The sequence below is a fragment of the Rhizobacter sp. Root404 genome (genome assembly GCF_001425865.1).
Taxonomy (GTDB): Bacteria; Pseudomonadota; Gammaproteobacteria; order Burkholderiales; family Burkholderiaceae_C; genus LMDS01.
This window is the reverse complement of the sequence record NZ_LMDS01000007.1, coordinates 133,852-159,668: the sequence shown is the minus strand read 5'-3', so window position 1 is coordinate 159,668 and position 25,817 is coordinate 133,852. Positions and strand designations below refer to the sequence as shown.

24 protein-coding genes are annotated in these 25,817 nt (G+C 69.6%); 8 read left to right on the top strand and 16 right to left on the bottom strand.

Translation table 11 applies throughout. From position 1 onward, the window contains the following. Window positions 1–20: 20 nt before the first annotated feature. Complete coding sequence (locus ASC76_RS23025; protein WP_056472531.1) at window positions 21–821, bottom strand: hypothetical protein; 801 nt, start codon at window positions 819–821, stop codon at window positions 21–23. Between the two features lie 111 nt (window positions 822–932). Here ASC76_RS23025 and ASC76_RS23020 point away from each other — a divergent pair, with 111 nt between their 5' ends. From ASC76_RS23020 to ASC76_RS23010, 3 genes are read left to right on the top strand one after another with little or no spacing between them, the layout of a single operon-like run. Continuing rightward, entirely contained in the window at window positions 933–1,577 is a 645-nt protein-coding gene (locus ASC76_RS23020; RefSeq protein ID WP_056472529.1) for a LemA family protein, read from the top strand. Between the two features lie 18 nt (window positions 1,578–1,595). After that, complete coding sequence (locus ASC76_RS23015; protein ID WP_082549412.1) at window positions 1,596–2,486, top strand: YgcG family protein; 891 nt, start codon at window positions 1,596–1,598, stop codon at window positions 2,484–2,486. Next, complete coding sequence (locus ASC76_RS23010) at window positions 2,486–2,989, top strand: TPM domain-containing protein (protein WP_056472525.1); 504 nt, start codon at window positions 2,486–2,488, stop codon at window positions 2,987–2,989. The genes ASC76_RS23015 and ASC76_RS23010 overlap by 1 nt, the downstream gene beginning before the upstream one ends. 6 nt (window positions 2,990–2,995) lie before the next feature. Here ASC76_RS23010 and ASC76_RS23005 read toward each other — a convergent pair whose 3' ends face one another. The 7 genes from ASC76_RS23005 to ASC76_RS22975 all read right to left on the bottom strand — a co-directional run bounded on the left by ASC76_RS23005 (window position 2,996) and on the right by ASC76_RS22975 (window position 13,144). Next, the gene (locus ASC76_RS23005) at window positions 2,996–3,802 is read right to left on the bottom strand and encodes a LytTR family DNA-binding domain-containing protein (RefSeq protein ID WP_056472739.1); all 807 of its coding nucleotides are present in this window, start codon (window positions 3,800–3,802) and stop codon (window positions 2,996–2,998) included. 25 nt (window positions 3,803–3,827) lie between these two features. Next, window positions 3,828–4,907 carry a sensor histidine kinase gene (locus ASC76_RS23000; RefSeq protein WP_056472522.1) on the bottom strand — a complete coding sequence of 360 codons (1,080 nt, stop codon included), beginning with the start codon at window positions 4,905–4,907 and terminating at the stop codon, window positions 3,828–3,830. A 73-nt stretch (window positions 4,908–4,980) separates the two neighbouring features. Beyond that, complete coding sequence (locus ASC76_RS22995) at window positions 4,981–5,475, bottom strand: DUF2938 family protein (protein WP_056472521.1); 495 nt, start codon at window positions 5,473–5,475, stop codon at window positions 4,981–4,983. A 709-nt stretch (window positions 5,476–6,184) separates the two neighbouring features. Continuing rightward, window positions 6,185–7,165, bottom strand: a complete 981-nt coding sequence (locus ASC76_RS22990) for a DMT family transporter (protein ID WP_056472736.1) — start codon at window positions 7,163–7,165, stop codon at window positions 6,185–6,187. 29 nt (window positions 7,166–7,194) lie between these two features. Continuing rightward, window positions 7,195–8,625 (bottom strand): efflux transporter outer membrane subunit, encoded by a 1,431-nt coding sequence (locus tag ASC76_RS22985; RefSeq protein WP_056472517.1) that lies wholly within the window; start codon window positions 8,623–8,625, stop codon window positions 7,195–7,197. Between the two features lie 17 nt (window positions 8,626–8,642). Further along, window positions 8,643–11,903 (bottom strand): efflux RND transporter permease subunit, encoded by a 3,261-nt coding sequence (locus ASC76_RS22980; RefSeq protein WP_056472516.1) that lies wholly within the window; start codon window positions 11,901–11,903, stop codon window positions 8,643–8,645. A gap of 14 nt (window positions 11,904–11,917) precedes the next feature. Continuing rightward, window positions 11,918–13,144, bottom strand: coding sequence for an efflux RND transporter periplasmic adaptor subunit (locus ASC76_RS22975; RefSeq protein ID WP_082549410.1), 1,227 nt, complete (start codon window positions 13,142–13,144; stop codon window positions 11,918–11,920). A gap of 226 nt (window positions 13,145–13,370) precedes the next feature. Here ASC76_RS22975 and ASC76_RS22970 point away from each other — a divergent pair, with 226 nt between their 5' ends. Further along, window positions 13,371–14,051, top strand: a complete 681-nt coding sequence (locus ASC76_RS22970) for a TetR/AcrR family transcriptional regulator (RefSeq protein WP_056472513.1) — start codon at window positions 13,371–13,373, stop codon at window positions 14,049–14,051. 102 nt (window positions 14,052–14,153) lie between these two features. Here ASC76_RS22970 and ASC76_RS22965 read toward each other — a convergent pair whose 3' ends face one another. From ASC76_RS22965 to glpD, 7 genes are all read right to left on the bottom strand, one after another. Beyond that, window positions 14,154–15,887 (bottom strand): ABC transporter substrate-binding protein, encoded by a 1,734-nt coding sequence (locus tag ASC76_RS22965; RefSeq protein WP_056472511.1) that lies wholly within the window; start codon window positions 15,885–15,887, stop codon window positions 14,154–14,156. 86 nt (window positions 15,888–15,973) lie between these two features. Beyond that, complete coding sequence (locus ASC76_RS22960; protein WP_056472508.1) at window positions 15,974–16,282, bottom strand: DUF2160 domain-containing protein; 309 nt, start codon at window positions 16,280–16,282, stop codon at window positions 15,974–15,976. A 12-nt stretch (window positions 16,283–16,294) separates the two neighbouring features. Then, complete coding sequence (locus ASC76_RS22955) at window positions 16,295–17,107, bottom strand: carbohydrate ABC transporter permease (protein WP_056472505.1); 813 nt, start codon at window positions 17,105–17,107, stop codon at window positions 16,295–16,297. Further along, on the bottom strand, window positions 17,100–17,981 hold the full coding sequence (locus ASC76_RS22950) for a carbohydrate ABC transporter permease (protein WP_056472501.1): 882 nt from the start codon (window positions 17,979–17,981) through the stop codon (window positions 17,100–17,102). Before ASC76_RS22950 ends, ASC76_RS22955 begins: the two co-directional genes overlap by 8 nt. Next, window positions 17,978–19,009 (bottom strand): ABC transporter ATP-binding protein, encoded by a 1,032-nt coding sequence (locus ASC76_RS22945; protein WP_056472499.1) that lies wholly within the window; start codon window positions 19,007–19,009, stop codon window positions 17,978–17,980. The genes ASC76_RS22950 and ASC76_RS22945 overlap by 4 nt, the downstream gene beginning before the upstream one ends. A gap of 2 nt (window positions 19,010–19,011) precedes the next feature. Next, entirely contained in the window at window positions 19,012–20,076 is a 1,065-nt protein-coding gene (locus tag ASC76_RS22940) for an ABC transporter ATP-binding protein (protein ID WP_056472497.1), read from the bottom strand. Next, on the bottom strand, window positions 20,067–21,698 hold the full coding sequence (gene glpD / locus ASC76_RS22935; protein ID WP_082549409.1) for a glycerol-3-phosphate dehydrogenase: 1,632 nt from the start codon (window positions 21,696–21,698) through the stop codon (window positions 20,067–20,069). Before glpD ends, ASC76_RS22940 begins: the two co-directional genes overlap by 10 nt. Before the next feature lie 162 nt (window positions 21,699–21,860). Between glpD and ASC76_RS22930 the strand changes: the two genes are divergently transcribed. The 4 genes from ASC76_RS22930 to ASC76_RS22915 all read left to right on the top strand — a co-directional run bounded on the left by ASC76_RS22930 (window position 21,861) and on the right by ASC76_RS22915 (window position 25,342). Next, window positions 21,861–22,637 (top strand): DeoR/GlpR family DNA-binding transcription regulator, encoded by a 777-nt coding sequence (locus ASC76_RS22930; RefSeq protein WP_056472492.1) that lies wholly within the window; start codon window positions 21,861–21,863, stop codon window positions 22,635–22,637. After that, a complete protein-coding gene (glpK, locus tag ASC76_RS22925; protein WP_056472489.1) occupies window positions 22,634–24,136 on the top strand; it encodes a glycerol kinase GlpK in 1,503 nt (500 codons plus the stop codon). The genes ASC76_RS22930 and glpK overlap by 4 nt, the downstream gene beginning before the upstream one ends. Before the next feature lie 71 nt (window positions 24,137–24,207). Continuing rightward, the gene (locus ASC76_RS22920; protein ID WP_056472486.1) at window positions 24,208–24,639 is read left to right on the top strand and encodes an EVE domain-containing protein; all 432 of its coding nucleotides are present in this window, start codon (window positions 24,208–24,210) and stop codon (window positions 24,637–24,639) included. Beyond that, on the top strand, window positions 24,632–25,342 hold the full coding sequence (locus ASC76_RS22915; RefSeq protein WP_056472483.1) for a YafY family protein: 711 nt from the start codon (window positions 24,632–24,634) through the stop codon (window positions 25,340–25,342). Before ASC76_RS22920 ends, ASC76_RS22915 begins: the two co-directional genes overlap by 8 nt. A gap of 19 nt (window positions 25,343–25,361) precedes the next feature. Here the strand turns inward: ASC76_RS22915 and ASC76_RS22910 are convergent, their stop codons facing one another. Then, entirely contained in the window at window positions 25,362–25,808 is a 447-nt protein-coding gene (locus tag ASC76_RS22910) for a hypothetical protein (RefSeq protein ID WP_157615989.1), read from the bottom strand. Window positions 25,809–25,817: the final 9 nt, after the last annotated feature.

The window sequence follows — 25,817 nt, the reverse complement described above, 5'->3', positions numbered from 1 at the left end:
TAGACGCGCCGCGCCGGATGTCAAAGTGCGCGTCTGGGCAGCACGATGGCCGGCGCCTCACCGTGCGCGAGCCAGGCGTCGACCAGCGGGCGCGCGTCCGCCAGTTGCGCGGCCTGCCACACCAGCTCGGGCGGCGCGACGCGCGTGCCACCCGCGCTGCCCGGCAGGCGCGCCGCCACCTCGACCACGAACTGCGCGACCTTGCGCGCCCGCACCGGCTGGTTCGAGGCCGCGACCATCATCTGCATCTGCGCGAGCACGCCGTCGGCCAGGCGTTGCAGCCATTGCGCGGCGCGTGCGGCGCCCGGCTTCTGCGCCGAGCGCACGAACACCAGGTGCTCGAAGCCGAGTGCCGCGACGGCCTGTTCGTCGAGGTTGGCCAGGCCGATCTTCAGCGCGTCCGGCAGCCCGGCCGGCGCGTGCGGCAGCACGACGATCAGGTGCTTCACGCCGTGTGCGATCAACCAGCGCGCGAGCGGCAGCAGGTCGTGCGGCTGCGGTCGCGCGAAGGCCAGCTCGCGGCCGTTCGCGTGCCGCTCGCGATCGAACACGATGACCGCGAGGTCGGCGATCAGCGCGCCCTCGGCGACAGACGGGTCGAGCGACTCGACGACGACCGGCTCGAGCCCGTGCATCGCCGTCGTCAACGCACGCGTCGCCAACACCTTCACCGGCGCGAAGCGGCGGCTCGCGAGCATCGATTCGAGCACCGCCGACCCGAGCGCGCCGCCGCCGCCGACCACGAGCGCTGCTCGCGACGCCGCGGCCGCCGCGCGGGGCGACGTGCGTCCGGCGCGCAGCGCGTGATTCAGCAGGGTCATGCGGCACTGTAACCACGGCATCGCGGCCTACACCATTGAAAGCGAACCGGACGGCCGCATCTCGCGGCTGCGGGGTAGGATTGCCGCGCCATCATTCAGGAGGAACAGAACATGACCCTTGCTCTCTCATCGCGCCCGTTCGCCGTCGGTCGCGCGCTGGCCGCCGGCCTGGCCGCGCTGGCGATGCTGGCCCTCTCGGGCTGCGGCTACAACACGTTCCAGTCGCTCGACGAGCAGAGCAAGGCCGCGTGGTCCGAGGTGCTGAACCAGTACCAGCGCCGCGCCGACCTGATCCCGAACATCGTCGCCACCGTCAAGGGCGAGGCGAGCTTCGAGCAGGACACGCTGACCAAGGTGATCGAGGCGCGCGCCAAGGCCACCAGCATCCAGGCCACGCCCGAGCTGGTCAACGACCCGGCCGCGTTCCAGAAATTCCAGCAGGCCCAAGGTGAACTCACCGGCGCACTGAGCCGCCTGATGGTCGTCGCCGAGCAGTACCCGCAGCTCAAGGCCAACCAGGCCTTCCAGGACCTGCGCGTGACCCTCGAAGGCACCGAGAACCGCATCACCGTGGCGCGCAACCGCTACATCAAGACGGTCGAGGAATACAACGTGCTCGCGCGCAGCTTCCCGAACAACCTGACCGCGATGATCTTCGGCTACAAGACCAAGCCGAACTTCACGGTCCAGAACGAAGCGCAGATCTCGGTGCCGCCGAGCGTCGACTTCAGCAAGCCGGCCTCGGCCGCGAAGTGATCCTCGCGAGCCGCTGAGATGCTGCGACGCCTGCTCGCCGCGCTGCTGGGCGCGCTGCTGTGGTTCGCCACCGCGGCGCACGCGCAGGACGTACTGCCGGTGCCGCCGCTCAGCGCCCGCGTGATCGACCAGACCGGCACGCTGACCGAGGCGCAGACCACCGCGCTGATCCAGAAGCTCGCGCTGATCGAGACCCAGCGCGGTGCGCAGGTCGTGGTCCTGATCGTGCCGACGACGGCGCCCGAGGACATCGCCGCCTACGGGCAGCGCGTCGCCGACACCTGGAAGGTGGGGCGGCGCGACGTCGGCGACGGGCTGGTGATCGTCGTCGCGAAGAACGATCGGCGCATCAACATCGAGGTCGCGAAGACGCTCGAAGGCCCGATCCCCGACGTGCTCGCCGGCCGCATCATCAACGAGCAGATCAAGCCGGCGTTCCAGAAGAACGACTACGCCGGCGGCCTGAACGCCGCGATCGACCGGCTCGACAAGGCGATCGCCGGCGAGGCGCTGCCCGCGCCGACGCGCCAGGGCGGCCAGGCCAATCGCAACAACGGCTTCGACCTGCAGGACCTCGCGATCTTCCTGTTCTTCGGCGTGATCGTCGGCGGGGCGGTGCTGCGCGCGATGCTGGGCCGCGGGCTCGGATCGGTCGCGACCGGTGCGCTGGCGGGCGGCATCGCGTGGTGGATCACGGCGAGCGTGCTGATCGCCGGCGGCGCCGGAGTGATTGCGCTGATCGTGGCGGCGCTCGGCGGACTGGGCGGGCGGCGCGGCGGCAGCGGGCCGATCATCTGGGGTGGCGGTGGTGGTGGCGGCTTCGGCGGCGGATCGGGCGGCGGGGGCGGCGGCTTCAGCTCGGGCGGCGGTGGCGATTTCGGCGGCGGCGGCGCCTCGGGGAGCTGGTGATGGACTGGCTGCGCACTTTCAGGCACCAGCGGCTCGACGCGCGCGATGCCAAGCGCCTGCTCGGCGACGGCGCGATGCAGCGCATCGAGCAACGCGTGGCCGCGAGCGAGCGGCGCCACAGCGGCGAGATTCGCGTCTGCATCGAGGCCGGCCTGCCGATCAGCTACCTCAAGCGCGACGCGCCGACCCGCGAGCGCGCCGTGATGATGTTCGGCAAGCTGCGCGTCTGGGACACCGAGCACAACAACGGCGTGCTGATCTACCTGCTGCTGGCCGAGCATGCGATCGAGCTCGTCGCCGACCGTGGCGTCGCGCGTCACGTCGACGCCGCCGAGTGGACGCGCATCACCGCGACGATGAGTGCCGCGTTCAAGGCCGGCGAGTTCGAGGTCGGGCTGAACCAGGCGATCGACGCGGTCGACGCCTTGCTCGCGAAGCACTACCCGCTCGCGCCCGGCGAGACCAATCCGAACGAGTTGCCGGACGCGCCGTACCTGCGCTGACACCGCCTACATCGGCCGGAACAGGTGCCCGAAGGCGCGGCTGACCTTCAGCGGCCGCTGCAGCCCGCGCAGGCTCAGGCTGTAATGTCCGTTCTCGTCGCGCGTGGCGCTGACGATCGCGCTCGAATTGACCATCACGCTGCGATGCACCTGGATGAAGTCGGTCGAGTCGATGCGGGCCATCAGTTCGCGCAGGCTCATGCGCACCAGCGCCTCGCCGGTCGGGGTCACGACGTTCACATACTTTTCGGTGGCCTCGAAGCAGACCACGTCGGCCAGCGGAATCATTCGCACGGTGTTGCCCACGCCCGCGCGTATGACCTTGATGCGCTCGCCCGATTCGCTCTCGGGCCCGGCGATGGCTTGCACGCGCCGCATCAGCGCCGCCATGTCGCCCGCCTGGGGTGACGCCGCCCGCTGCGCCAGTCGCGCCTTCAGCCGATCCACGCTCTGCTGCAGACGGTCGGGCGTCGCAGGCTTGAGCAGGTAGTCGACGGCGGCGCGTTCGAACGCCGGGACGGCGAAGTTGTCGTAGGCGGTGATGAACACGAACAAGGGTTCGGCGCGGTCGTCGGGCCACTCGTCGGCCACGACCTCGGCCACCTCGATGCCGGTGCGGCCAGGCATCTTGATGTCGAGGAACATCACGTCGGGCAGCGACGCCAGGGCGAGCTCGGTGGCCCCGAGGCCGTCGGCTGCGACGCCGACGATGCGCAGTTCGGGCCACGCCTGGTCCAGCAGGCGCGCGAGTGTGCGGGCGAGAACCGGCTCGTCCTCGGCGATCACGGCAGTCGGCATTTGGCTCGGAGTCATGCAGGTGTCCTCGGCAGGCGGCACATCAGGTCGGGATGAATACGACGGCGCTGATGCCGCTGGGGTCTCGGCGTTCGAGGTCGAGGCGGGCCGCAGGGCCGTAGAGCACGCGCAGGCGATCCCGCACATGCTGCAGCCCATAGCCGGCAGGGGCCGACGGGGTGGAGGGCGCCGAAAGGTCGTCCTGCGCGTCGGGCGGCAGCCCCAGGCCGCTGTCACTCACGCGGATCTCGATGCCCGCGGGCAGCGCGCGCGCCACGATCTCGATGCTGCCGTGGCCCACCTTGGGTTCCAGGCCATGTTTGATGGCGTTTTCCACCAGCGGCTGCAGCAGCATCGGGGGCACCGTGCTGCGCTCCAGGGCGGTGGGCAGCTCGAGCCGATAGCTCAGGCGCGGCCCCATGCGCACGGCCATGATGTCCAGGTAGGCGCGCAATTGCGCGAATTCCCGGCTGAGTGCCACCGATTCGGTTTGCGACGCGACCAGCGCGCTGCGCAGATAGACGATGAGCTGGTCGATCATTGTCTCGGCGCGGTCCACGTCCTCGCGCACCAGTGAACGCACATTGGCCAGCGAATTGAAAAGCATGTGCGGATCGAGCTGGGCGCGCAGCAGCCGCAGCTGGGCTTCGACCGCGAGCCGCTGTGCTTCGGAGCGTGCCGTCGCTTCCTTCGCGAGGGTCTCCCTCGTCGCAAAAAAGTTCAGGGCGATGCCGCCCGCCAGCACGGTGAAGAGAATCGGGATCAGGCTGATCTGCTGGTGGCCCACCATGCGCATCGGTTCGCCCAGCGCGAGAAACGCGAACTGGTGTCCCACGAAGTAGCCGACCGGAATGGCGATCAACCCGATCAGCACCCAGCGCAGCGCGGGCCTGAAACGGTCGAACCGGCGGGTTCGCAGCAGCACGAACACGCACGCCATCATGGTCAGGCCGACGCATTCATGGAACACCAGCAGCCGCGGGTAGGTTTCGAGCCCGGGCACGAGGACGTACAGCAGCGTCGAGGCCAGGGCCCAGAACGCGACGGCAGCGCCGATCACGGACAGCGCGACCTTGAGCCGGTCGGGCCAGGCGCGGGCGAGGGGGAGGCTTGACGGAGGCATGGCGGGCAACGGTGTTGCGACGGGCGGTGCTGATCCGACTCTAGGGCCAGGGTGATCCACCGCCAAGCGCGGCCTATGGGTATCCGGTGCCGATTGCCATGACGACGCCGAGGCCGAGGCCGTACGGGATGTGGGAGAGCGGGCTGGCCAGCAGCGCATGGGCGCCGCGCGGGCCGCGCCGGCCGAACCAGCCCCAGCCGAAGGCGGGCAGCAGCACCAGCCAGGGCAACAGCGACGTGACCAGACCGAACATCAGACCGCCCAGGACCGGGTCATCGGATGCAGGCAGCCCCATGACCAGCCGGGCGCCGGGGTAGACGAGCGCCACGCCGCCGCCGCCGACGAGGAAGTGGAACGCCCATCCCACACCGGCCTCGTGCGGCAGCGCGGGCGATGCGCGGATGTCGGCGTGGGCCAGGCGTCCCCGCGTGAGACCCAGAACCCAGCGGCCGACCAGGGCGACCTGGACGCCGCTCCCGATGCCGACCCGGGCCATCGCGGCCTCGGCGATGTCCATCAGGACGGCGCCGACGATGCCGCCGAGGAAGGCAAGCGCAAAGCTGTCCATGGCCGCGCCTGTCGGTCAGGCCTTCGGGCAGGTGCAAGCCGCGCCGAAGGGGCACGACGAGCCGCAAGCGCAAGCGGCCGGGGTGGCGGGCGGGGCCGCGACCTGCGTGGCGCGGGTCTGGCAGCCGCAGCGGCAGGACGCTCCCGTGCAGTTCGCGCAGGTGCAGCGGGTGGGTTGCTGGTCGTCGTTCATCGTGAATCTCCTGGGGTGGCTCGACGACGGGATGTCATCGATGGCGTCACTTTCGGCGGGTCGACCGCTTCGCGACAGGCGTTTGCGACGAGCCGTCCGCGCGCATGCCGGACCGGTCGTTCACATCGACCGAGTGGTTCACGGCACGTCCCGAGCAGGTCGAGCGCTCCAGGTGCGCAGGGTCGGGTGCAACGGTGGGGCCGCTCCGGGACGGCAAGAGAGGAACCTGGATGGCGCGTTCGCCACAGGCATCCGAGCGAACTGAGAAATGGGAACAGCAGCACGCCGACACCACCGACGGCCAGGATCGCCGTGAACACACCCGCATGCTCGAGGTCTCTCATTCCACCTACCCAGGCCGGTGTTCCCCACGACCAGGGCCGCTCGTGCGCCCTCGCCATCCGATCGCGGCATGTCGCCATGGCCGGGGCGTGAGCCGACGCGATTGGCGCGTCCTGCGCACCCCGGTCCGTCGACAAAATCGATGCCTCTGACCGCAGCGCGACAAGCCGCCGCCTCAGTTGGGGTGCGCGTCCACTGTCGCCTGCGCCGGTTGCGTGCGCACCGCCCAGATCACACCGGCGATCAGCAGCGCCACGCCGACGAGCGTGCCCGCCTGTGGCCAGCTCTTTCGCAACACGAACGCGTAGCTGAGCGCGGCCAGCGTCTCGAACACGATCAGCTGGCCGGACAGCGTCGGCGGCAGGCGCTGGCTGGCCTCGTTCCAGCACAGCGTGCCGAGCCACGACGAGAACAGCCCGATCGCGAACATCAGCAGCACGAAATCCGCGGCGCGCGGGCCGAACGGCAGCGGGAACGGATCGCCGCTCGCCAGGTGGCACAGCCAGGTGAGCGCGTAGCCGACGAGTGCCAGCGGCAGCGTCATCAACCCCTGCGCGGTGGCCCAGCCGCGCGGGCTGCGGTCGGGGTGGGCGCGCAGCCATTCGGCATTGCGGATCGGGTACCAGGTCCAGCACGCGACCGCGCCGATCGCGAGCAGGCCGCCGATCGCATAGCGCGCGAGATCGGCGTTCGGGTCGGCGCGCAGGTGCTCGAGCTCGACGCGGTTGACCAGCGCGATGCCGGCGCCGATCAGCAGCAGCGACGGCAGCAGCCGCCCCCACGCCAGCGGCGCCTCGGCGCGGGTGCCCACGCGCGCGGTGCGCAGCTTCGAGGTGATGGCGATCACGACCGGCAGCGTGCCGATGATCATCGTCGGCAGCGGCCCGCCGGCTCGCTGGATCGCGCTCGCGAGGAACAGGTAGTAGACGATGTTGCCCACCAGCGCGAGCTTCAACGCCTCGATCCAGTCGGCACGCACCAGCTGCTTCAGCCTGCCGCGGTCGAACCAGGCCAGCGGCAGCGCGATCAGGCCGAACGCGAGGTAGCGGCCGAACGACTGCAGCGTGGCCGGGTACTCGGGCAGCAGCAGCGGGCCGACGAACACCAGGCCCCACATCAGCCCGGCCGCGAGGGCGAACAGGATTCCCGAGAACAACGGTGCGGCGGTCATGCCGCCAGTGTCGCTCAGCCCTTGCGCGCCCCGGTCGCGTCCCAGCCGCCGCCGAGCGCGCGGATCAGCCCGATCGTGGACTGGTACTGCGCGGCGCGCACCTGCAGCGCCTGGCGCCGGTTCGCGAGCTCGCTGCGGCGCGCGTCCAGCAGTTCGAGCTGGCTGACGTAGCCGTTGCGGTAGCGCGAGGTCGACAGCACCGTCGCGCGGCTCGCAGCGTCCACGGCCTGCGCCTGCGCCGCGGCCTGGTCGGCCAGCAGCCGCAGCGCCGACAGCTGGTCCTCGACTTCGCGGAACGCGACCAGCACCTGCTCGCGGTAGCCCGCGGCCACCGCATCCCATTGCGCGCTCGCGTTCTGCACGCCGGCCTCGCGGCGGCCGCCGTCGAAGATCGGCAGCGACAGCAGCGCGCCGACGCCCCAGGCGCGCGCCGACCACTTGAACAGGTCGCCGATGTCGGTCGACGCGAAGCCACCGGAAGCGGTCAGCGACACGTCCGGGAACCACGCAGCCTGCGCGACGCCGACGCGGGTCTGCGCCGCCTGCATCGCGCGCTGCGCCGCGGCCACGTCGGGGCGGCGGGCGAGCACGGTGCTCGGCACGCCGGGCGGCACCTGCGGCAACGCGCCGGTCCAGTCCGCCTCGGCGACATTCAGTGCGCTCGGCACATCGCCGACCAGCACCGCGAGCGCGTGCTCCAGTTCGGCGCGGCGCCGGTCGAGCGCGAGCGCCTGCGACTCGGTCGCGGCGACCTCGGTCTGCACGCGGGCGAGGTCGAGTTCGGCGACATCGCCGGCGGCGAAGCGCCGCTCGGTCAGACGCAGCGTGTCGCGGTAGGCGACGACGGTCTGCCGCACCAGCGCGCGTTCGGCGTCGAGCGCGCGCAGGCCGAAGTACGCCTGCGCGACATCGGACTGCACCAGCAGCCGCGTGCTCTGCACCAGCGCCTCGCGCGCCTGCGCGTCGAGCGTCGCTGCCCGGCTCGCCTTCGCGAGGCGGCCGAACAGGTCGGCCTCGTACGAGATGCTGGCGCCGGCGTTGATCGTGGTGGCCGGCGCCGTCGTGCCGAAGGCCGGGCTCGCGCTGCCGCGGTTCACGCCGGCGCCGAGGCCGATCTGCGGCAGGCGGTCGGCGTCGGCGGCGCGCACCAGCGCGCGGGCCTGTGCGAGGCGCGCCGCGGCGAGTTGCAGGCTGGTGTTGCTGCGCTCGGCGCGCGCGACCAGCTCGTCGAGCCGCGGATCGGCGAAGGCCTTCCACCACTCGCCGCGCGGCTGCGCCTCGGCGGGCGGGATCGCGGCCCAGCGGCCGTCGAGTTCCTTGAACGCGGTCGGTGCGGCGGGCGGCGCGATCGGCTCAACGACCGGCGCCGAGGCGCAGCCGGCGAGGATCAGCGCGGCCAGCAGCGGCGCGAGCGTCCAGCGGGTCGAGAACAGGGTCTTGTTCATGTCGTGTCCTTCCAGTTTCATTCCGGCAGGCGCAGCGGCGCGGCCGGTTGCGGTGTCAGCGGGTGGCTCGCGCCGCCGCCGCCACCCACATGGCCACCGATCGCGTGCGCGGCGTCCAAATGCGGCACGTCGCCATGCAGCTTCAGCGGCCGGTTGCCGGTCAGCCGGCGCACCAGCACGTAGAACACCGGCGTCAGGAAGATGCCGAACGCGGTGACGCCGATCATCCCGGCGAACACCGCGATGCCCATCGCCTGGCGCATCTCGGCGCCGGCGCCGCTCGCGAGCACCAGCGGCAGCACGCCCATCACGAACGCCATCGAGGTCATCAGGATCGGCCGCAGGCGCAGGCGACTCGCCTCGATCGCGGCCTGCATCGGCGTGCGCCCGGCGAACTCCAGCTCGCGGGCGAACTCGACGATCAGGATCGCGTTCTTCGCACTCAACCCCACCAGCACCATCAGGCCGATCTGCGTGAACACGTTGTTGTCGCCGTCGGTCAGCCACACGCCGGTCATCGCGGCGAGCAGGCCCATCGGCACGATCAGCAGGATGGCGAGCGGCAGCGTCAGGCTCTCGTACTGCGCGGCGAGCACCAGGAACACCAGCAGGATCGCGACCGCGAACACGAACGACGCCGAGTTGCCGGCGAGGATCTCCTGGTAGGTCAGGTCGGTCCATTCGTACGCGATGCCGGCGGGCAGCGTCTCGGCGGCGATGCGCTTGATCGCGTCCTGCGCCTCGCCCGACGAGAAGCCCGGCGCGGGGCCGCCGTTGATGTCGGCGGTCAGGAACCCGTTGTAGCGCATCGCGCGCTCCGGCCCGAAGGTCGGCGTGACCTTCATCAGCGCCGACAGCGGCACCATCTCGCCGGTCGTCGAGCGCACCTTCAGCGCGCCGATGTCCTCGGCCCGCGCGCGGTAGGCCGCATCGGCCTGCACCCGCACCGAGTACGTGCGGCCGAACTTGTTGAAGTCGTTCGCGTACAGGCTGCCGAGGTAGATCTGCATCGTGTCGAAGATGTCGGTCACCGGCACGCCGAGCTGGCGTGCCTTGGTGCGGTCGATGTCGGCGTAGAGCTGCGGCACGTTGACCTGCCAGCTCGAGAACATGCCGGCCAGCTCGGGCGTCTGGTAGGCCTTGGCCATGAAGGCCTTCTGCGCGGCGTCGAGTGCGTCGAAGCCGAGCGAGGCGCGGTCTTCGAGCTGCAGCTTGAAGCCGCCGGTCGTGCCCAGGCCCTGCACCGGCGGCGGCGGGAAGATCGCGATGAACGCGTCCTGGATCTGGCCGAACTGGCCGTTCAGGCTCTGCGCGATCGCACCGGCGGACAGGTCCTTGGTCTTGCGCTGGTCGAAGTCCTTCAGCGAGACGAACACGATGCCCGAGTTCGAGCTGTTCGTGAAGCCGTTGATCGACAGCCCCGGGAACGCGATGGCGTGCTCGACACCGGCCTGCTTGGTGACGATGCCGTTCATGCGGCGGATCACCTCCTCGGTGCGGTCGAGCGTGGCACCGTCGGGCAGCTGCGCGAAGCCGATCAGGTACTGCTTGTCCTGCGCCGGCACGAAGCCGTGCGGCACGAGCTTGAACACGCCGACCGTCGCAACCGCGAGCACCGCGTAGACCGCCAGCGTGAGCGCCTTGCGCGAGATCGCGGTCTTCACGCCGCCACTGTACGCGTTGGAGCCGCGCTGGAACACGCGGTTGAAGGCGCGGAAGAAGCGGCCCAGCACGCGGTCCATGCCGCGGGTCAGCGCGTCCTTCGGCGCGTCGTGGCTCTTCAGCAGCAGCGCGGCCAGGGCGGGCGACAGTGTCAGCGAGTTGATCGCGGAGATCACGGTGGAGATCGCGATCGTCAGCGCGAACTGGCGGTAGAACTGGCCGGTCAGCCCGCTGATGAACGCGAGCGGCACGAACACCGCGATCAGCACCAGCGCGATCGCGATGATCGGGCCCGAGACCTCGCGCATCGCGCGGTAGGTCGCCTCGCGCGGCGTCAGGCCGCCCTCGATGTTGCGCTCGACGTTCTCGACCACGACGATCGCGTCGTCGACGACGATGCCGATCGCCAGCACCAGCCCGAACAGGCTCAGCGCATTGATCGAGAAGCCGAACACGCTCATCACCGCGAACGTGCCGACGACCGCGACGGGCACCGCCAGCAGCGGGATGATCGAGGCGCGCCAGGTCTGCAGGAACAGGATCACCACCAGCACGACCAGCGCGATCGCTTCGAGCAGCGTGTGCACCACCGATTCGATCGAGGCGCGCACGAACTGGGTCGGGTCGTAGACGATCTCGTAGGTCACGCCTTCGGGCATTGCCTTCTTGACGTCTTCCATGGTCGCGCGCACGCCGTTGCTGATCGCGATGGCGTTGCTGCCCGGCGCCGCGAAGATCGGCACCGCGACGGCGTCCTTGTTGTCGAGCGACGAGCGCAGCGAGTAGTCGGCCGCGCCGAGCTCGATGCGGGCGATGTCGCGCAGCCGCGTCACCGCGCCGTCGGTGCCGGTCTTGACGATGATCTCGCCGAACTCCTCCTCGTTGCTCAGCCGGCCCTGTGCGTTGACCGAGAGCTGCACGTCGATCCCCTGCAGCCCCGGCGACGCGCCGATCACGCCGGCCGCGGCCTGGATGTTCTGCTGCCGGATGGCGGTGACCACGTCGCTCGCCGACAGGCCGCGGTTCGCGACCTTCTGCGGGTCGAGCCACACGCGCATCGAGTAGTCGCCCGACCCGAACAGCTGCACGTCGCCGACTCCGGGCACGCGCGCGAGGCGGTCCTTGACGTTGAGCACCGCGTAGTTGCGCAGGTAGGTCATGTCGTAGCGGCCGTTCGGCGACAGCAGGTGCACGACCATCGTCAGGTCGACGCTGCTCTTGACGGTGGTGATGCCCAGGCGCCGTACTTCCTCGGGCAGACGCGCCTCGGCGCGGGCGACGCGGTTCTGCACCAGCTGCTGCGCCTTGTCGGGGTCGGTGCCGAGCTTGAAGGTGACGGTCAGCGTCATCAGGCCGTCGGTCGTCGCCTGGCTGCTCATGTAGAGCATGCCCTCGACGCCGTTGATCTGCTCCTCGATGGGCGTGGCGACGGTCTCGGCGATCACCTTCGGGTTCGCGCCCGGGTAGGTTGCGCGCACGACGATCGAGGGCGGCACGACATCGGGGTACTCGGAGATCGGCAACCCGCGCACGGCGATCAGGCCGCCGAGGAAGATCAGCAGCGACAGCACGCCGGCGAAGATCGGCCGGTCGATGAAGAATTTGGAGAGGTTCATGGCGAGCCTTGTTCTTATGAACGCGGAGCGGCTTCGCGCGGCGCGTCGGCCCGGGTCTGCATCTCGACCGCCTGCGGCGCGACCAGCGCTCCCGGCCGCACCCGCTGCAGCCCGTTGACGATCACCCGCTCCTGCGGCTGCAGGCCGGAGGTCACGATGCGCAGGCCGTCGACGTGCGAGCCGAGCGTGACTTCGCGGTACGCCGCCTTGTTGTCGTTGCCCACCACCATCACGTACTTCTTGTTCTGGTCGGTGCCGACCGCGCGCTCGTTGACCAGCAGTGCTTCGGTGCGCTTGACCTGGCCCATCCGCAGCTTCGCGAACTGGCCCGGCATCAGGCGGCCGTCGGCGTTGTCGAACACCGCGCGCACCCGCACCGTGCCGCTCTTCGCGTCGACCTGGTTGTCGACGAGCTGCAGCTGGCCGCTGTACGGGGTGTCGGCAGTGCCCGCGGTGCCCATCTGCACCGGGATCTTCTCGAGCTGCGCGCGGGCGCTGGAGCCCGGCGGCAAGTCCTTCAATGCGCGGGCGACGATCTGCTCGTCGGCGTCGAAGCTGGCGTAGATCGGGCTGACCGACACCAGCGTCGTCAGCACCGGCGCACCGGGCCCGGCGGCGACCAGGTTGCCGACCGTGATCTCCAGTCGGCCCACCCGGCCCGCGACCGGCGCGCGCACCTGCGTGTAGCCCAGGCTCAGGCGCGCGCTCTGCAACGCGGCCTGCGCGGCGCGCAGGTTGGCGTCGGCCTCGCGTTGCGCGTTGATGCGCTCGTCGGCCTCGCGCTGGGCGATCGCGCGCTCGTCGAGCAGGCGCTGCGCTCGCTCGTACTCGCTCTTGGTGTACGACTGCCGGGCCTGCGCGGCCGCGACCTGCGCCTCGGCGCGCTCGACCTCCGCGGCGTACGGGGCCGGGTCGATCGTCAGCAACAGGTCGCCCTTGCGGACCAGCGCGCCTTCGCGAAAGTGCACCGCCTGCACGGTGCCGGCGACGCGCGAGCGGATGTCGACCCGCTCGACCGCCTCGAGCCGGCCTGAGAACTCGTCCCAGGTCGCGACGTCGCTCTTCACGACGGTGGCGACCGAGACCGCGATGACCGGCGCCGCCGTTGCCGGCGAGGCCTCGGCGCTCGTCGTGCGCAGGCTGAAGACGGCGGTGGCGATGGCGGTGAGCGCCGTCAGCGCGGTCCCGGCGACCCAGAGGCTGCGGCGGGTCGGCGGGGTGGTGTGCTTGTCGTTCGACATGATGATTTCCCTCGATGTTCCGATTGCTTTTCCGATGGGCGGTCCCACGTTCGTCCGAGACCCGGCAAGGCTTCGCCCCGACTCGCCGAAACGCGTTTCGGCGGTGCTGGTCGTGGGGAACTGGAGGCCTGGGGCCGGGGTCGAATATTTCGTAGTGAACGCTACGGCATGTGGCACAATGTAGCCATCGCACAAGGGCGCGTCAAGCTATTTCTTAGCGATCGTTATGAAAAAGACTCCAGAGACAACGGCGGGCTACGCGGCAGCCCCCGCCAAACCGCGCGGCCGACCGCTGTCGTTCGATCGCGACACCGCGCTCGACAAGGCGATGCACGTGTTCTGGGAACACGGCTACGAGGCGGCGTCGATCAGTGACCTGACCGCCGCGATGGGCATCACGCCGCCCAGCCTGTACACCGCGTTCGGCGACAAGGCGCACCTGTTCATGGAGGCGATCGAGCGCTACGGCAACGGCCCCGGCGGCTTCGGCCAGCGCGCGCTCGACGAGGAGCCGACCGCGCGCCGCGCGGTCCAGCGGCTGCTGGAAGAGGCGGCCGCCGAACTCACGCAGGACTGCCACCCGCTCGGCTGCATGATGGTGATGGCCACGACCAATTGCTCGGTCGCCGCCGAGCACATCCAGAAGGCGCTGGTGAAGCGCAGGGCGCTCGGCGTCGCAGCAATGCAGGCGCGGATCCAGCGCGGCATCGACGAAGGGGAACTGCCGGCGAACACCGATGCTGGCGCACTCGCGAGCTTCTACGCGACCGTCTACCAGGGCATGTCCATGCAGGCCAAGGACGGCGCGAGCCGCGAGAGCTTGCTGGGCAGCGTCGAGATGGCGATGCGCTCGTGGCCGGCGTCGCCGCCGACGACGGCGCGCAAGCGGGTCAAGGCCTCGGCCTGACGCGCGAGCGGCAACCGAAGAAAAACGCCCTCGGCGCGAATCGCGTCGAGGGCGTTTCCGTTCTCGGGGCCGCGGGTCGCGGCCCCGATCATCACCGAGCGATCAGCGCACCTTGCCGGCCTTCCACGCGTTCAGCAGCGTGTCGTAGGCGATCGTCTCGCCCTTGGGCTTCTCGTTCGCCAGCTTCTTCCACGGCGCGCCCTTGTCCGACAGGTACTTGGCCGGGTCGCCCTTCGGGTTCAGCTTCGGCGCGCAGTGGGCCATGCCGGCGCGTTCGAGGCGTGCCATCACCTGGTCCATCTCCTCGGCCAGGTTGTCCATCGCGGCCTGCGGCGTCTTCTCGCCGGTCACCGCCACCGCCACGTTCTTCCACCACAGCTGCGCGAGCTTCGGGTAGTCGGGCACGTTGGTGCCGGTCGGCGTCCAGGCCACGCGCGCCGGGCTGCGGTAGAACTCGACCAGCCCGCCGAGTTTGGGCGCCATGTCGGTCATCGCCTTGCTCTGGATGTCGCTCTCGCGGATCGGCGTCAGGCCGACGATGGTCTTCTTCAGCGAGGTGGTCTTGGCGGTCACGAACTGCGCGTAGAGCCAGGCGGCGGCAGTCTTGTTGGCGTCGTGGTCCTTGAAGAAGGTCCACGAGCCGACGTCCTGATAGCCGTTCTGCATGCCCTGCTTCCAGTACGGGCCGTTCGGGCCGGGCGCCATGCGCCACTTCGGCGTGCCGTCGGCATTCACGACCGGCAGGCCGGCCTTGATCATGTCGGCGGTGAACGCGGTGTACCAGAAGATCTGTTGCGCGATCTGGCCTTGCGCGGGCACCGGGCCGGCCTCGCCGAAGGTCATGCCGGTGGCTTCCTTCGGGGCGTACTTCTTCATCCAGTCGACGTACTTGGTCAGCGCGTAGACGGCGGCCGGCGAGTTGGTGGCGCCACCGCGCGAGACCGACGCGCCGACCGGCGTGCACTTGTCGGCACCGACGCGGATGCCCCATTCGTCGACCGGCATGCCGTTCGGGATGCCCACGTCGGCGGTGCCGGCCATCGACAGCCACGCGTCGGTGAAGCGCCAGCCCAGCGACGGGTCTTTCTTGCCGTAGTCCATGTGGCCGTAGACCGGCTTGCCGTCGATCGTCTTCACGTCCTCGCTGAAGAACGCGGCGATGTCCTCGTAGGCGCTCCAGTTCAGCGGCACGCCCAGGTCGTAGCCGTACTTGGCCTTGAACTTCTCCTTCAGGTCGGGGCGCGCGAACAGGTCGGCGCGGAACCAGTACAGGTTCGCGAACTGCTGGTCGGGCAGCTGGTAGAGCTTCTTGTCCGGTGCGGTCGTGAAGCTGGTGCCGATGAAGTCCTTCAGATCGAGGCCGGGGTTCGTCCACTCCTTGCCGGTGCCGGCCATGTAGTCGGTCAGCGACATGATCTTGCCGTAGCGGTAGTGCGTGCCGATCAGGTCGGAGTCGCTGATCCAGCCGTCGTAGATCGACTTGCCGGATTGCATCGAGGTCTGCAGCTTCTCGACCACATCACCTTCCTGGATCAGGTCGTGCTTGACCTTGATGCCGGTGATCTCCTCGAAGGCCTTGGCCAGCGTCTTCGATTCGTACTCGTGGGTGGTGATCGTCTCGGAGACGACCGAGATCTCCTTCACGCCCTTGGCCTGCAGCTTCTTGGCGGCGTCGATGAACCACTTCATCTCGGCCATCTGCTGGTCCTTGGACAGGGTCGACGGTTGGAACTCGGCGTCGATCCACTTCTTCGCAGCCGCTTCGTCGGCCCACGCGCTCTGGCCGATGGCCAGAGCGGCGGCGGCCAGGGCCACAGCATTCAAGCGCAGTTTCATGTCTAGGTCTCCTGAAGGTCGCTTCCCGTTGGTTGAGGTGACACATCGGCCGGGAAGTGATGACCGAGTGCCTTTGAAAACAAGGCCTATCCCTTGCGCATGATCAGCGCGAGCAGCACCATCGAGATGCCGAAGCTGATCCAGATCGACGGCTCGCTCTCGAGCCCGAGCCAGACGATCATCTTTTCGCTGACCGCGACGAACGCGAGGTTGACCCACGCGGCGGTGAGCAGCCCGATGAACAGGCGGTCGCCGCGGGTCGTCGTGATCGGCAGCCAGCCCTTGCGCTCGACCGTCGGCGACTTGAGCTCCCACACCGTCATGCCGATCAGCATCAGCACGATGCTGCAGAAGAACACCGCAACGGGTGTGGTCCAGGCCATCCACTCGAACATCTCGGTGCCTCCTCAGACGCGACCCATCGCAAAGCCTTTTGCGATGTAGTGGCGAACAAACCAGATCACGATCGCGCCCGGCACGATCGTCAGCACGCCGGCCGCGGCCAGCACGCCCCAGTCCATGCCCGAGGCGCTGACCGTGCGCGTCATCACCGCGACGATCGGCTTGGCGTTGACGCTGGTCAGCGTGCGCGCCATCAGCAGCTCGACCCAGCTGAACATGAAGCAGAAGAATGCCGCCACGCCGACGCCGGCCTTGATCAGCGGGATGAAGATCGTCAGGAAGAAGCGCGGGAACGAGTAGCCGTCGATGTAGGCGGTCTCGTCGATCTCGCGCGGGATGCCGCTCATGAAGCCTTCGAGAATCCACACCGCCAGCGGCACGTTGAACAGCAGGTGCGCCAGCGCCACCGCGATGTGCGTGTCCATCATCCCGAGCGTGGTGTAGAGCTGGAAGAACGGCAGCAGGAACACGGCCGGCGGCGTCATCCGGTTGGTCAGCAGCCAGAAGAACACGTGCTTGTCGCCGATGAACGAGTAGCGCGAGAACGCGTAGGCCGCGGGCAGGGCGACGGTCAGCGAGATCACCGTGTTGATCGCGACGTAGATGATCGAGTTGATGTAGCCCGAATACCACGAGGCGTCGGTGAAGATGACCTTGTAGTTGTCCCAGGTGAACGCGCGCGGCCAGATCGAGAAGACGCTGAGGATCTCGTCGTTCGTCTTGAACGACATGTTGATCATCCAGTAAACCGGCAGCACCGCGAACACCAGGTACGCGAACAGGAACAGCGTGCGCTTCTTGAACCTCGTGTCATTCATGGCCCTGCTCCTTGTCGGCGGTGCCCACGCGCTGCATCCAGTTGTAGAGGACGAAGCACAGCAGCAGGATGATCAGGAAGTAGATCAGCGAGAACGCGGCGGCCGGGCCGAGGTCGAACTGGCCGACCGCCTTCTGCGTCAGGTACTGGCTCAGGAACGTGGTCGCATTGCCCGGGCCGCCGCCGGTCAGCACGAACGGCTCGGTGTAGATCATGAAGCTGTCCATGAAGCGCAGCAGCACCGCGATCATCAGCACGCCGCGCAGCTTGGGCAGCTGGATGAAGCGGAACACCGCGAACTTGGAGGCGCCGTCGATGCTCGCGGCCTGGTAGTAGGCGTCGGGTATGGCGCGCAGCCCCGCGAAGCACAGCAGCGCGACCAGCGGCGTCCAGTGCCACACGTCCATCAGCAGCACCGTGAGCCACGCATGGGTCGCGTTGCCGGTGTAGCTGTAGTCGATGCCGAGCCTGGCGAGCGTGGCGCCCATCAGGCCGATGTCGGCACGGCCGTAGATCTGCCAGATGGTGCCCACCACGTTCCACGGGATCAGCAGCGAGATCGCGACCAGCACCAGCACGGCCGACGACTTCCAGCCCTTGGCCGGCATCGCCAGCGCGAGCGCGATGCCGAGCGGAATCTCGACCAGCAGCACCGACAGCGAGAAGCCGATCTGGCGCAGCAGCGCCTCGAGCAGTTCGTCGTCGCGCATCACCGACTTGAACCACTCGGTGCCGACGAACACGCGACGCTCGGGCGAGATGATGTCCTGCACCGAGTAGTTGACGACCGTCATCAGCGGCAGGATCGCCGAGAAAGCGACGCACAGCACCACCGGCAGGATCAAGAACCAGGCTTTCTGGTTGACGGGTTTCATGAGAGCAGTACCTCGTCCTTGTAGTAGCAGGTGTGCTGGCCCCTGACGCCCAGCCACACCGCGTCGCCGACGGTCGGCACGGCCTGCGCGCCGGTGAGGCGGGCCCGCACGACGCTGCCGTCCGCCAGCTTCGCGGTCAGCAGCCAGTAGGTGCCGATGTCCTGCGCCTGCGTGATGGTCGCAGGCACCGCACCCTCGGCCTGCGGCGCGGCGAGCGTCACGTACTCCGGCCGCACGCCGAGCAGCGTGGCGCCGGCCGGCGCGCCCGGCGTCACTGTCGCGGGCAGGAAGTTCATCCCCGGCGACCCGATGAAGTGGCCGACGAAGGTGTGCTGCGGGCGCTCGAACAGCTCCGACGCGCTGCCGACCTGCACCGCACGCCCGCGCGTCATCACGACGACCTGGTCGGCGAAGGTCAGCGCCTCGACCTGGTCGTGGGTCACGTAGACCAGCGTCAGCTTCAGCTCGTGGTGGATCTGCTTCAGCTTGCGCCGCAGCTGCCACTTCAGGTGCGGGTCGATCACGGTCAGCGGCTCGTCGAACAGCACCGCGCTCACGTCCTCGCGCACCAGGCCGCGGCCGAGCGAGATCTTCTGCTTCGCGTCGGCTGCGAGGCCGGCAGCGCGCATGTTCAGCTGGCCGCTCATCTCCAGCATCTCGGCGATGCGGCCGACCCGCTGCTTGATCTTGTCGGCGCTCGCGCCCCGGTTGCGCAGCGGGAACGCGAGGTTCTCGGCCACCGTCATCGTGTCGTAGATGACCGGGAACTGGAACACCTGCGCGATGTTGCGCTGCTGCGGCGTGCGGCCGGTGACCTCGACGCCGTCGAATTTGACGCCACCCTGCGACGGCCGGACGAGGCCGGAGATGATGTTCAGCAGCGTCGTCTTGCCGCAGCCCGACGGGCCGAGCAGCGCGTAGGCGCCGCCGTCGTCGAAGGTCATCTTCAGCGGCAGCAGCGCGTAGTCTTCGTCGCGCTGCGGGTTCGCCTTGTAGGCGTGGGCGAGGTCGAGGTCGATGCGGGCCATCGTCAGATCCCCTGGGGTGCGACGAGCAGGTGGCCGTCGGCGCCGAACACATAGGCCTGCGCCGGGGCCAGGTACAGCGTGACCTGCGCGCCGAGTTCGAACTGGTGCACGCCGGTCAGTTGCGCGACGAGTTCGCCGACCGGCGTGGCCACGTGCACGAAGGTGTCGCTGCCCGAGATCTCGGCGAGCTCGACCTTTCCCGGCAGCGCGATGTCGCCGTCGCGGCCGTGCACCCGCAACGCGGCGGCGCGCACGCCGACGGTCAGCGCCGCCGCCGCGCCGGCCGGCAGCGAACGCGCGAGCTGCACGCCGCCGGGCAACGCGACGCCGTCGGCGTTGGCGGTTCCCTGGATCAGGTTCATCGGCGGGTCGCTGAAGGCGCGCGCCACGCGGATCGACTTCGGGTGGTGGAAGACTTCGGCGGTCGGCCCGTACTGCAGCAGCTCGCCGGCGTCGAGCACGGCGGTGTAGCCGCCGAGCAGCAGCGCCTCGGTCGGCTCGGTGGTGGCGTAGACGACGGTCGACTGGCCGGTCGCGAACAACTGCGACAACTCGTCGCGCAGTTCCTCGCGCAACTTGTAGTCCAGGTTCACGAGCGGCTCGTCGAGCAGCATCAGCGGTGCGTTCTTGGCCAGCGCGCGGGCGAGCGCGACACGCTGCTGCTGGCCGCCGGACAGTTCGGCCGGCAGGCGCTGCAGGAACGGCTCGATGTGCAGCTTGGCGGCGAGCTCCGCGACGCGTGCGTCGATGTTCGCTTCCTTGCGCAGCTTCAGCGGCGAGGCGATGTTGTCCGCCACCGTCAGCGACGGGTAGTTGATGAACTGCTGATAGACCATCGCGACATTGCGCTGGCGCACCGGCTGGCCGGTCACGTCGACGCCGTCCGCGAGCACGCGGCCCTTCGACGGCGCGTCGAGCCCGGCCATCACGCGCATCAGCGTGGTCTTGCCGGCCTGGGTCGCGCCGAGCAGCACGGTGACCGCGCGCGGCACGAGGGTCAGGTCGAGCGGGTACAGCCAGGTGCTGGCGCCCACCTTTTGCTCGACGCGTTCGAGCTTCAGTTCCATGCGGTCTCCGGGGTCGGGCGGGAAGCGGTCGGGGCCGCAGGTGCGATCGCGTCGGGCCAGTGCGCGGCGCACCAGTCGGCCACGTCGCCGCGCTGCGCGGGGGTCAGGTGCAGGCCGAGCTTGCTGCGGCGCCATAGCACGTCGTCGGCGCTGCGGGCCCATTCGTGCGCATGCAGGTAGTTCAATTCGGCCTCGAACAGATCGGGTGCGACTTCGGCGCCCAGGCCGCCCTGCAGCAGCAGCTCGACGCGCGATCCGTAGGCGTGCGCAAGCCGGTCCGCCAACGCCACCGAGAGCTCCGGGTGGCGCGTGGCGAGCGCGTGCGCAAAGCGCGCGATGTCGGTGTCCGGTCGCTGGGCGGGACCGATCCAGGCGCTCAGGTCGCCGCCGGGCAGCAGCGCGCCGCGGGTCCAGGCGCCGCGGGTCGTGCCGAGCGGCGCGGCGAGCAGGTCGCCCGCCTCCTCGGCCAGCTTGCGGAAGGTCGTCATCTTGCCGCCCCACACGGTCAGCAGCGGCGCGGCCGAGGTCTCCAGTTCGAGCTGGTAGTCGCGCGTCACGGCCGACGCATCGGCGGCTTCGTCCTCGAGCAGCGGGCGCACGCCGGCGTAGCTCCAGACCACGTCGGCGGGCGTGATGGTCTGCTTGAGGTAGCCGCTCGCCTGCTCGCACAGGTAGGCGGTCTCGGTCTCGTCGATGCGCGCCGTGCCGACCGGGCCGTGGTGCTCGACATCGGTGGTGCCGATCAACGTGAAGTCGCGCTCGTACGGAATCACGAAGATGATCCGCCGGTCCGGGCTCTGCAGCACGTAGGCGTGGTCGTGGTCGAACAGCTTCCTGACGACGATGTGGCTGCCCTTGACCAGCCGCAGCGACTTCGAATCGCTGACGTGGGCATGCTCGCGCAGAAACTGCGCCGCCCACGGGCCGGCAGCGTTGACCAGCGCGCGCGCGTTGATGCTGCGCTCGCGGCCGTCGCTGGACTGCAGCGTCGCGCGCCAGCCGCCCGCGGTGCGCTGGGCGTCCGTGCAACGCCAGCGGGTCAGCACCTCGGCGCCGCGCGCGGCCGCATCGACGGCGTTGAGCACGACCAGACGCGCGTCGTCGACCCAGCCGTCGGAATAGACGAAGCCCTTGCTGAACTTGGGCTTCAGCGGCTCGCCGATCGGGCCGCGGCGCAGGTCGATCGTCGTCGAGGCCGGCAGCACCTCGCGCCGGGCGAGGTGGTCGTACAGGAACAGGCCGAGCCGGATCATCCAGACCGGCCGCAGCGGGTTGACCAGCGGGTCGTGCGGCATCACCAGCCGAAGCGGCCGGATGATGTGCGGCGCGCTCTTCAGCAGCACCTCGCGCTCGGCCAGCGCCTTGCGCACCAGCGCGAACTCGTAGTACTCCAGGTAGCGGATGCCGCCGTGGATCATCTTGGTCGACGACGACGAGGTGTGCTGGGCCAGGTCGTCCGCCTCGCACAGCAACACATGCTGCCCGCGACCCGCCAGGTCGCGGGCGATGCCGGCCCCGTTGATGCCGCCGCCGACCACCAGCACGTCGACCGCGTCATGCAGCTTGGAACGGGCAGGATCGGGCCAGCCTGGGGGCGCGCCGGAGGGGCGGTCGATGGTCACGGGTCTCCTCGGTGGTCTTCGAACGAACCGCCAAAAGGCGGTATTGGGGTTCGTTTGAGTTCGTTTATGTTTTTCTGTGTTCCATTTTTAGCAAATCAAACCACCTTGCGCAAGCGAGCAAACCGCGATGACGTAACAAAATGGCTTGGCTACGCTGCGGCCATGACGCCCAATCCCCGCCAGGCCCAGTTGCTCGACGAGGTGCGCGCGCGCGGCTCGATGTCGGTGGAGGCGCTGGCCGAGCGCCTGGCGGTGACGCTGCAGACCGTGCGGCGGGACGTGAAGCTGTTGTCCGACGACGGGCTGCTCGCGCGCTTCCACGGCGGCGTGCGCGTGCCGAGTTCGACCACCGAGAACATCGAATACCTGCAGCGCCAGCTGCTGAACGAGCGCGCCAAGCAGTGCATCGCGCGCGCGGTGGCCGCGGCGGTGCCGGCGGGCTGCTCGCTGATCATCAACATCGGCACCACCACGGAGGCGATCGCGCGCGAGCTGCTGCATCACAAGGGACTGCGCGTGATCACGAACAACCTGAACGTTGCGGCGATCCTGTCGGGCAACCCGGACTGCGAGGTCATCGTCGCCGGCGGCATCGTGCGCTCCCGCGACCGCGGCATCGTCGGCGAGGTCACAGTGGATTTCATCAAGCAGTTCAAGGTCGACATCGCGCTGATCGGCATCTCGGGCATCGAGGCCGACGGCACCCTGCGCGACTACGACTACCGCGAGGTGAAGGTGGCGCGCGCGATCCTCGAGCATTCGCGCGAGGTCTGGGTCGCGGCCGACCACAGCAAATTCAACCGGCCGGCGATGGTCGAGCTGGCGCGCTTCGACCAAGTCGATATGCTGTTCACCGACGCGGCGCCACCCGCGCCGTTTCCGGCGCTGCTGGCGCAGGCCGGCGTGAACTGCGTGACCTGCACCGAGGACGCTCCATGACGGACAAGACCTTCATCCTGGCGCTCGACCAGGGCACCTCGAGTTCGCGCAGCATCGTGTTCGACGCGCGCGGCCGCATCGTCGCGATGGCGCAACGCGAGTTCCGGCAGATCTACCCGCAGCCGGGCTGGGTCGAGCACGATCCGAAGGAAATCTGGGCCACGCAACTCGCCACCGCGCAAGAGGCGCTCGCGAAGGCGGGCTTGAAGGCCGCGCAGATCGCGTCGATCGGCATCACCAACCAACGCGAGACCACGCTGCTGTGGGACCGGCGCACCGGCGCGCCGATCCACAACGCGATCGTCTGGCAGGACCGGCGCGCCGAGCCGACCTGCGCGGCACTGCGCGAGCGCGGTCTCGAGCCGACGTTCCGCGCCAGGACGGGCCTCATCGTCGACGCGTACTTCTCGGGCACCAAGCTTCAATGGATGCTCGACCACGTGCCCGGTGCGCGCGCTGCCGCGCAGCGCGGCGAGCTCGCGTTCGGCACGGTCGATTCCTGGCTGATGTGGCAGCTCACCGGCGGTGAGGTGCACGCCACCGACGTGAGCAACGCCTCGCGCACGCTGCTGCTGAACGTGCACGACAACGCCTGGGACGACGAGCTGCTGGCGCTGCTCGACGTGCCGCGCGAGGTGCTGCCGGCGGTGCACCCGTCGAGCCACGTGTTCGGCCACACCCAGGCGAAGTGGCTGGGCGCGAGCATTCCGATCGGTGGCGTGGCCGGCGACCAGCAGAGCGCGCTGTTCGGGCAGGCCTGCTTCAAGGCCGGGCTGGCGAAGAACACCTACGGCACCGGCTGCTTCATGCTGATGCACACCGGTGCGCAGTTCCAGACCTCGACCAACGGCCTGATCACCACGAGCGCCGCGCAGCCGACGGCGACGCCCGAGTTCGCGCTCGAAGGCAGCGTCTTCATCGGCGGGGCCGTCGTGCAATGGCTGCGCGACGGGCTGCGCGCGATCCAGGGCAGCGGCGAAGTGCAGAGCCTGGCCGAGAGCGTGCCCGACGCCGGCGGCGTGATGTTCGTGCCGGCCTTCACCGGCCTGGGCGCGCCGTACTGGAACGCCGACGCGCGCGGCGCGATCGTCGGCCTGACCCGCGGCAGCACGGTCGCGCACATCGCGCGCGCGGCGCTCGAGAGCATCGCGTTCCAGAGCGCCGCGCTGCTGGCCGCGATGAGCCGCGACGCGGTCGCCGCGGGCGGTGCACCGGTCGCCGAACTGCGCGTCGACGGCGGGGCGTGCGTCAACGACCTGCTGATGCAGTTCCAGGCCGATCTGCTCGGCATCCCGGTCGTGCGGCCGCAGGTGATCGAGACCACCGCGCTCGGGGCGGCCTATCTCGCGGGCCTGTCCTGCGGCCTGTACCGCAACCTCGACGAACTCGCCGCGCAGTGGCAGGTGGAGCGCACGTTCCACCCGACGCTGCCGCGCGAGCGCGCGGCCGAGCTGATGGCGAACTGGGAGCGCGCGGTGCGGCAGACGGTCGCCACCTGAGCAGCCTCCTGACACGACGTTGTCAGGAGCCGCAACGCAGCATCCACTCCTTTCAACCACGAGGAGTCACCATGGCCGACTGGATCGCTGTCGCCAGTGCCGAGCATGTCGAGATCGGGCGCCGTCTCGGCTTCATGCAGGTCGGACACGGCAAGGGCGCGCCGCTGAAGCGCCTGCACGCCGGCGACCGCGTCGCCTACTACTCTCCGGTGCGGGTGTTCGGCGGCAAGGACTTCTGCCAGGCCTTCACCGCGGTCGGCACGGTGCGCGACGAGCGCGTGTACCAGGGCGACATGGGCGGCGGCTTCCAGCCGTTCCGCCGTGACGTCGATTGGTTCGACGCGCAGGAAGCGCCGATCCGCCCGTTGTTGGAGTCGCTCGCCTTCATCGACGGCAAGACGAACTGGGGCTACGCGTTCCGCTTCGGGCTGCTGAAGGTGTCGGCCGACGACATGGACGTGATCGCGGCGGCGATGCGCGCGAACGTGCCCGTCGATGCGTAGGGCCGAGCGGCTGTTCCAGATCGTCCAGCTGATCCGCGGCCGGCGCCTGAGCACGGCCGCGTTCCTGGCCGAACGGCTCGAGGTGTCGGAGCGCACGGTCTATCGCGACGTCGCCGACCTGATGACGCAGGGCGTTCCGATCGAAGGGGAGGCCGGCGTCGGTTACCGCATGCACGCAGGGTTCGACCTGCCGCCGATGATGTTCACGAACGAAGAAGCGCAGGCCCTGGTGGCCTCGGTGCGCGTCGCGCAGTCGCGGCTCGATGTCGCGCTCGGTCGGCATGCCGAGGTGGCGCTGTCGAAGATCCTCGCGGTATTGCCGCCGGCGGCGCGGGCCGCGGCGGAAAGCCTGGCGGTGTACGCCCCGCCCACCGGGCCCGACGCTTCGACCCGCGGTCACCTCGAGACGCTGCGCCTGGCCGCGGAAGGGCGCCGTGTGGTGCGGCTGGCGTACGAGGACCTGAAGTCGCAGCGCAGCGAACGTGACGTGCGCCCGCTCGGCTGCTTCTACTGGGGCGCGGTCTGGACGCTGGCCGGCTGGTGCGAGGCGCGCGCCGGCTTTCGCAATTTCCGGGTCGATCGCATCGTCGGGCTGCAGGTGCTCGACAGGGCCTTCCGCGACGAGCCGGGCAAGACGCTGCCGGACCTATTCCGCCAGATCGAGACCGAAATGGCGGAGCGCGACAGCAGCACCGACGCCTGAATCGCGTCGCCGCCGGCGTTCAGGCCGGGCGCGCCGCGGCGAGTGCGTCGCGAACGTCCGCCGGCATCTGGCCGGACCAGCTGCGTTCCATCTCGGCGAATTCGGCGTGGTCGATCTCGGTCGCGTCGCCGACCGCCGGGCCGACCAGCGCGCCGCCGAGTTCGGGTTCGCCAGGCTTCGCGGCGGGCGCGGGTGACGGTGCGGCGCCCGGACGGGCCGGCGCATCGACTGCGCGCGTCCGCACGATCACGGCCAGCCGCGATCGCAACTCCGCCAGGCCTGCGGGCGTCCAGTCCCAGACCAGCTGCTCGAGTTGCTGCAAGGCCCGCGCGATCACGCGCACCGGCAGGGCCTGGACGGCGCTGAAGCCTTCCTGTCGCAAGGTGCGCTCGACCAGGTCGAGGTGGCGCATCAGGTCGCGCGACGTCGGGTGCTGCTCCATCAGCTGGTAGAGCTCGCGGCGCATGAGCCGCAC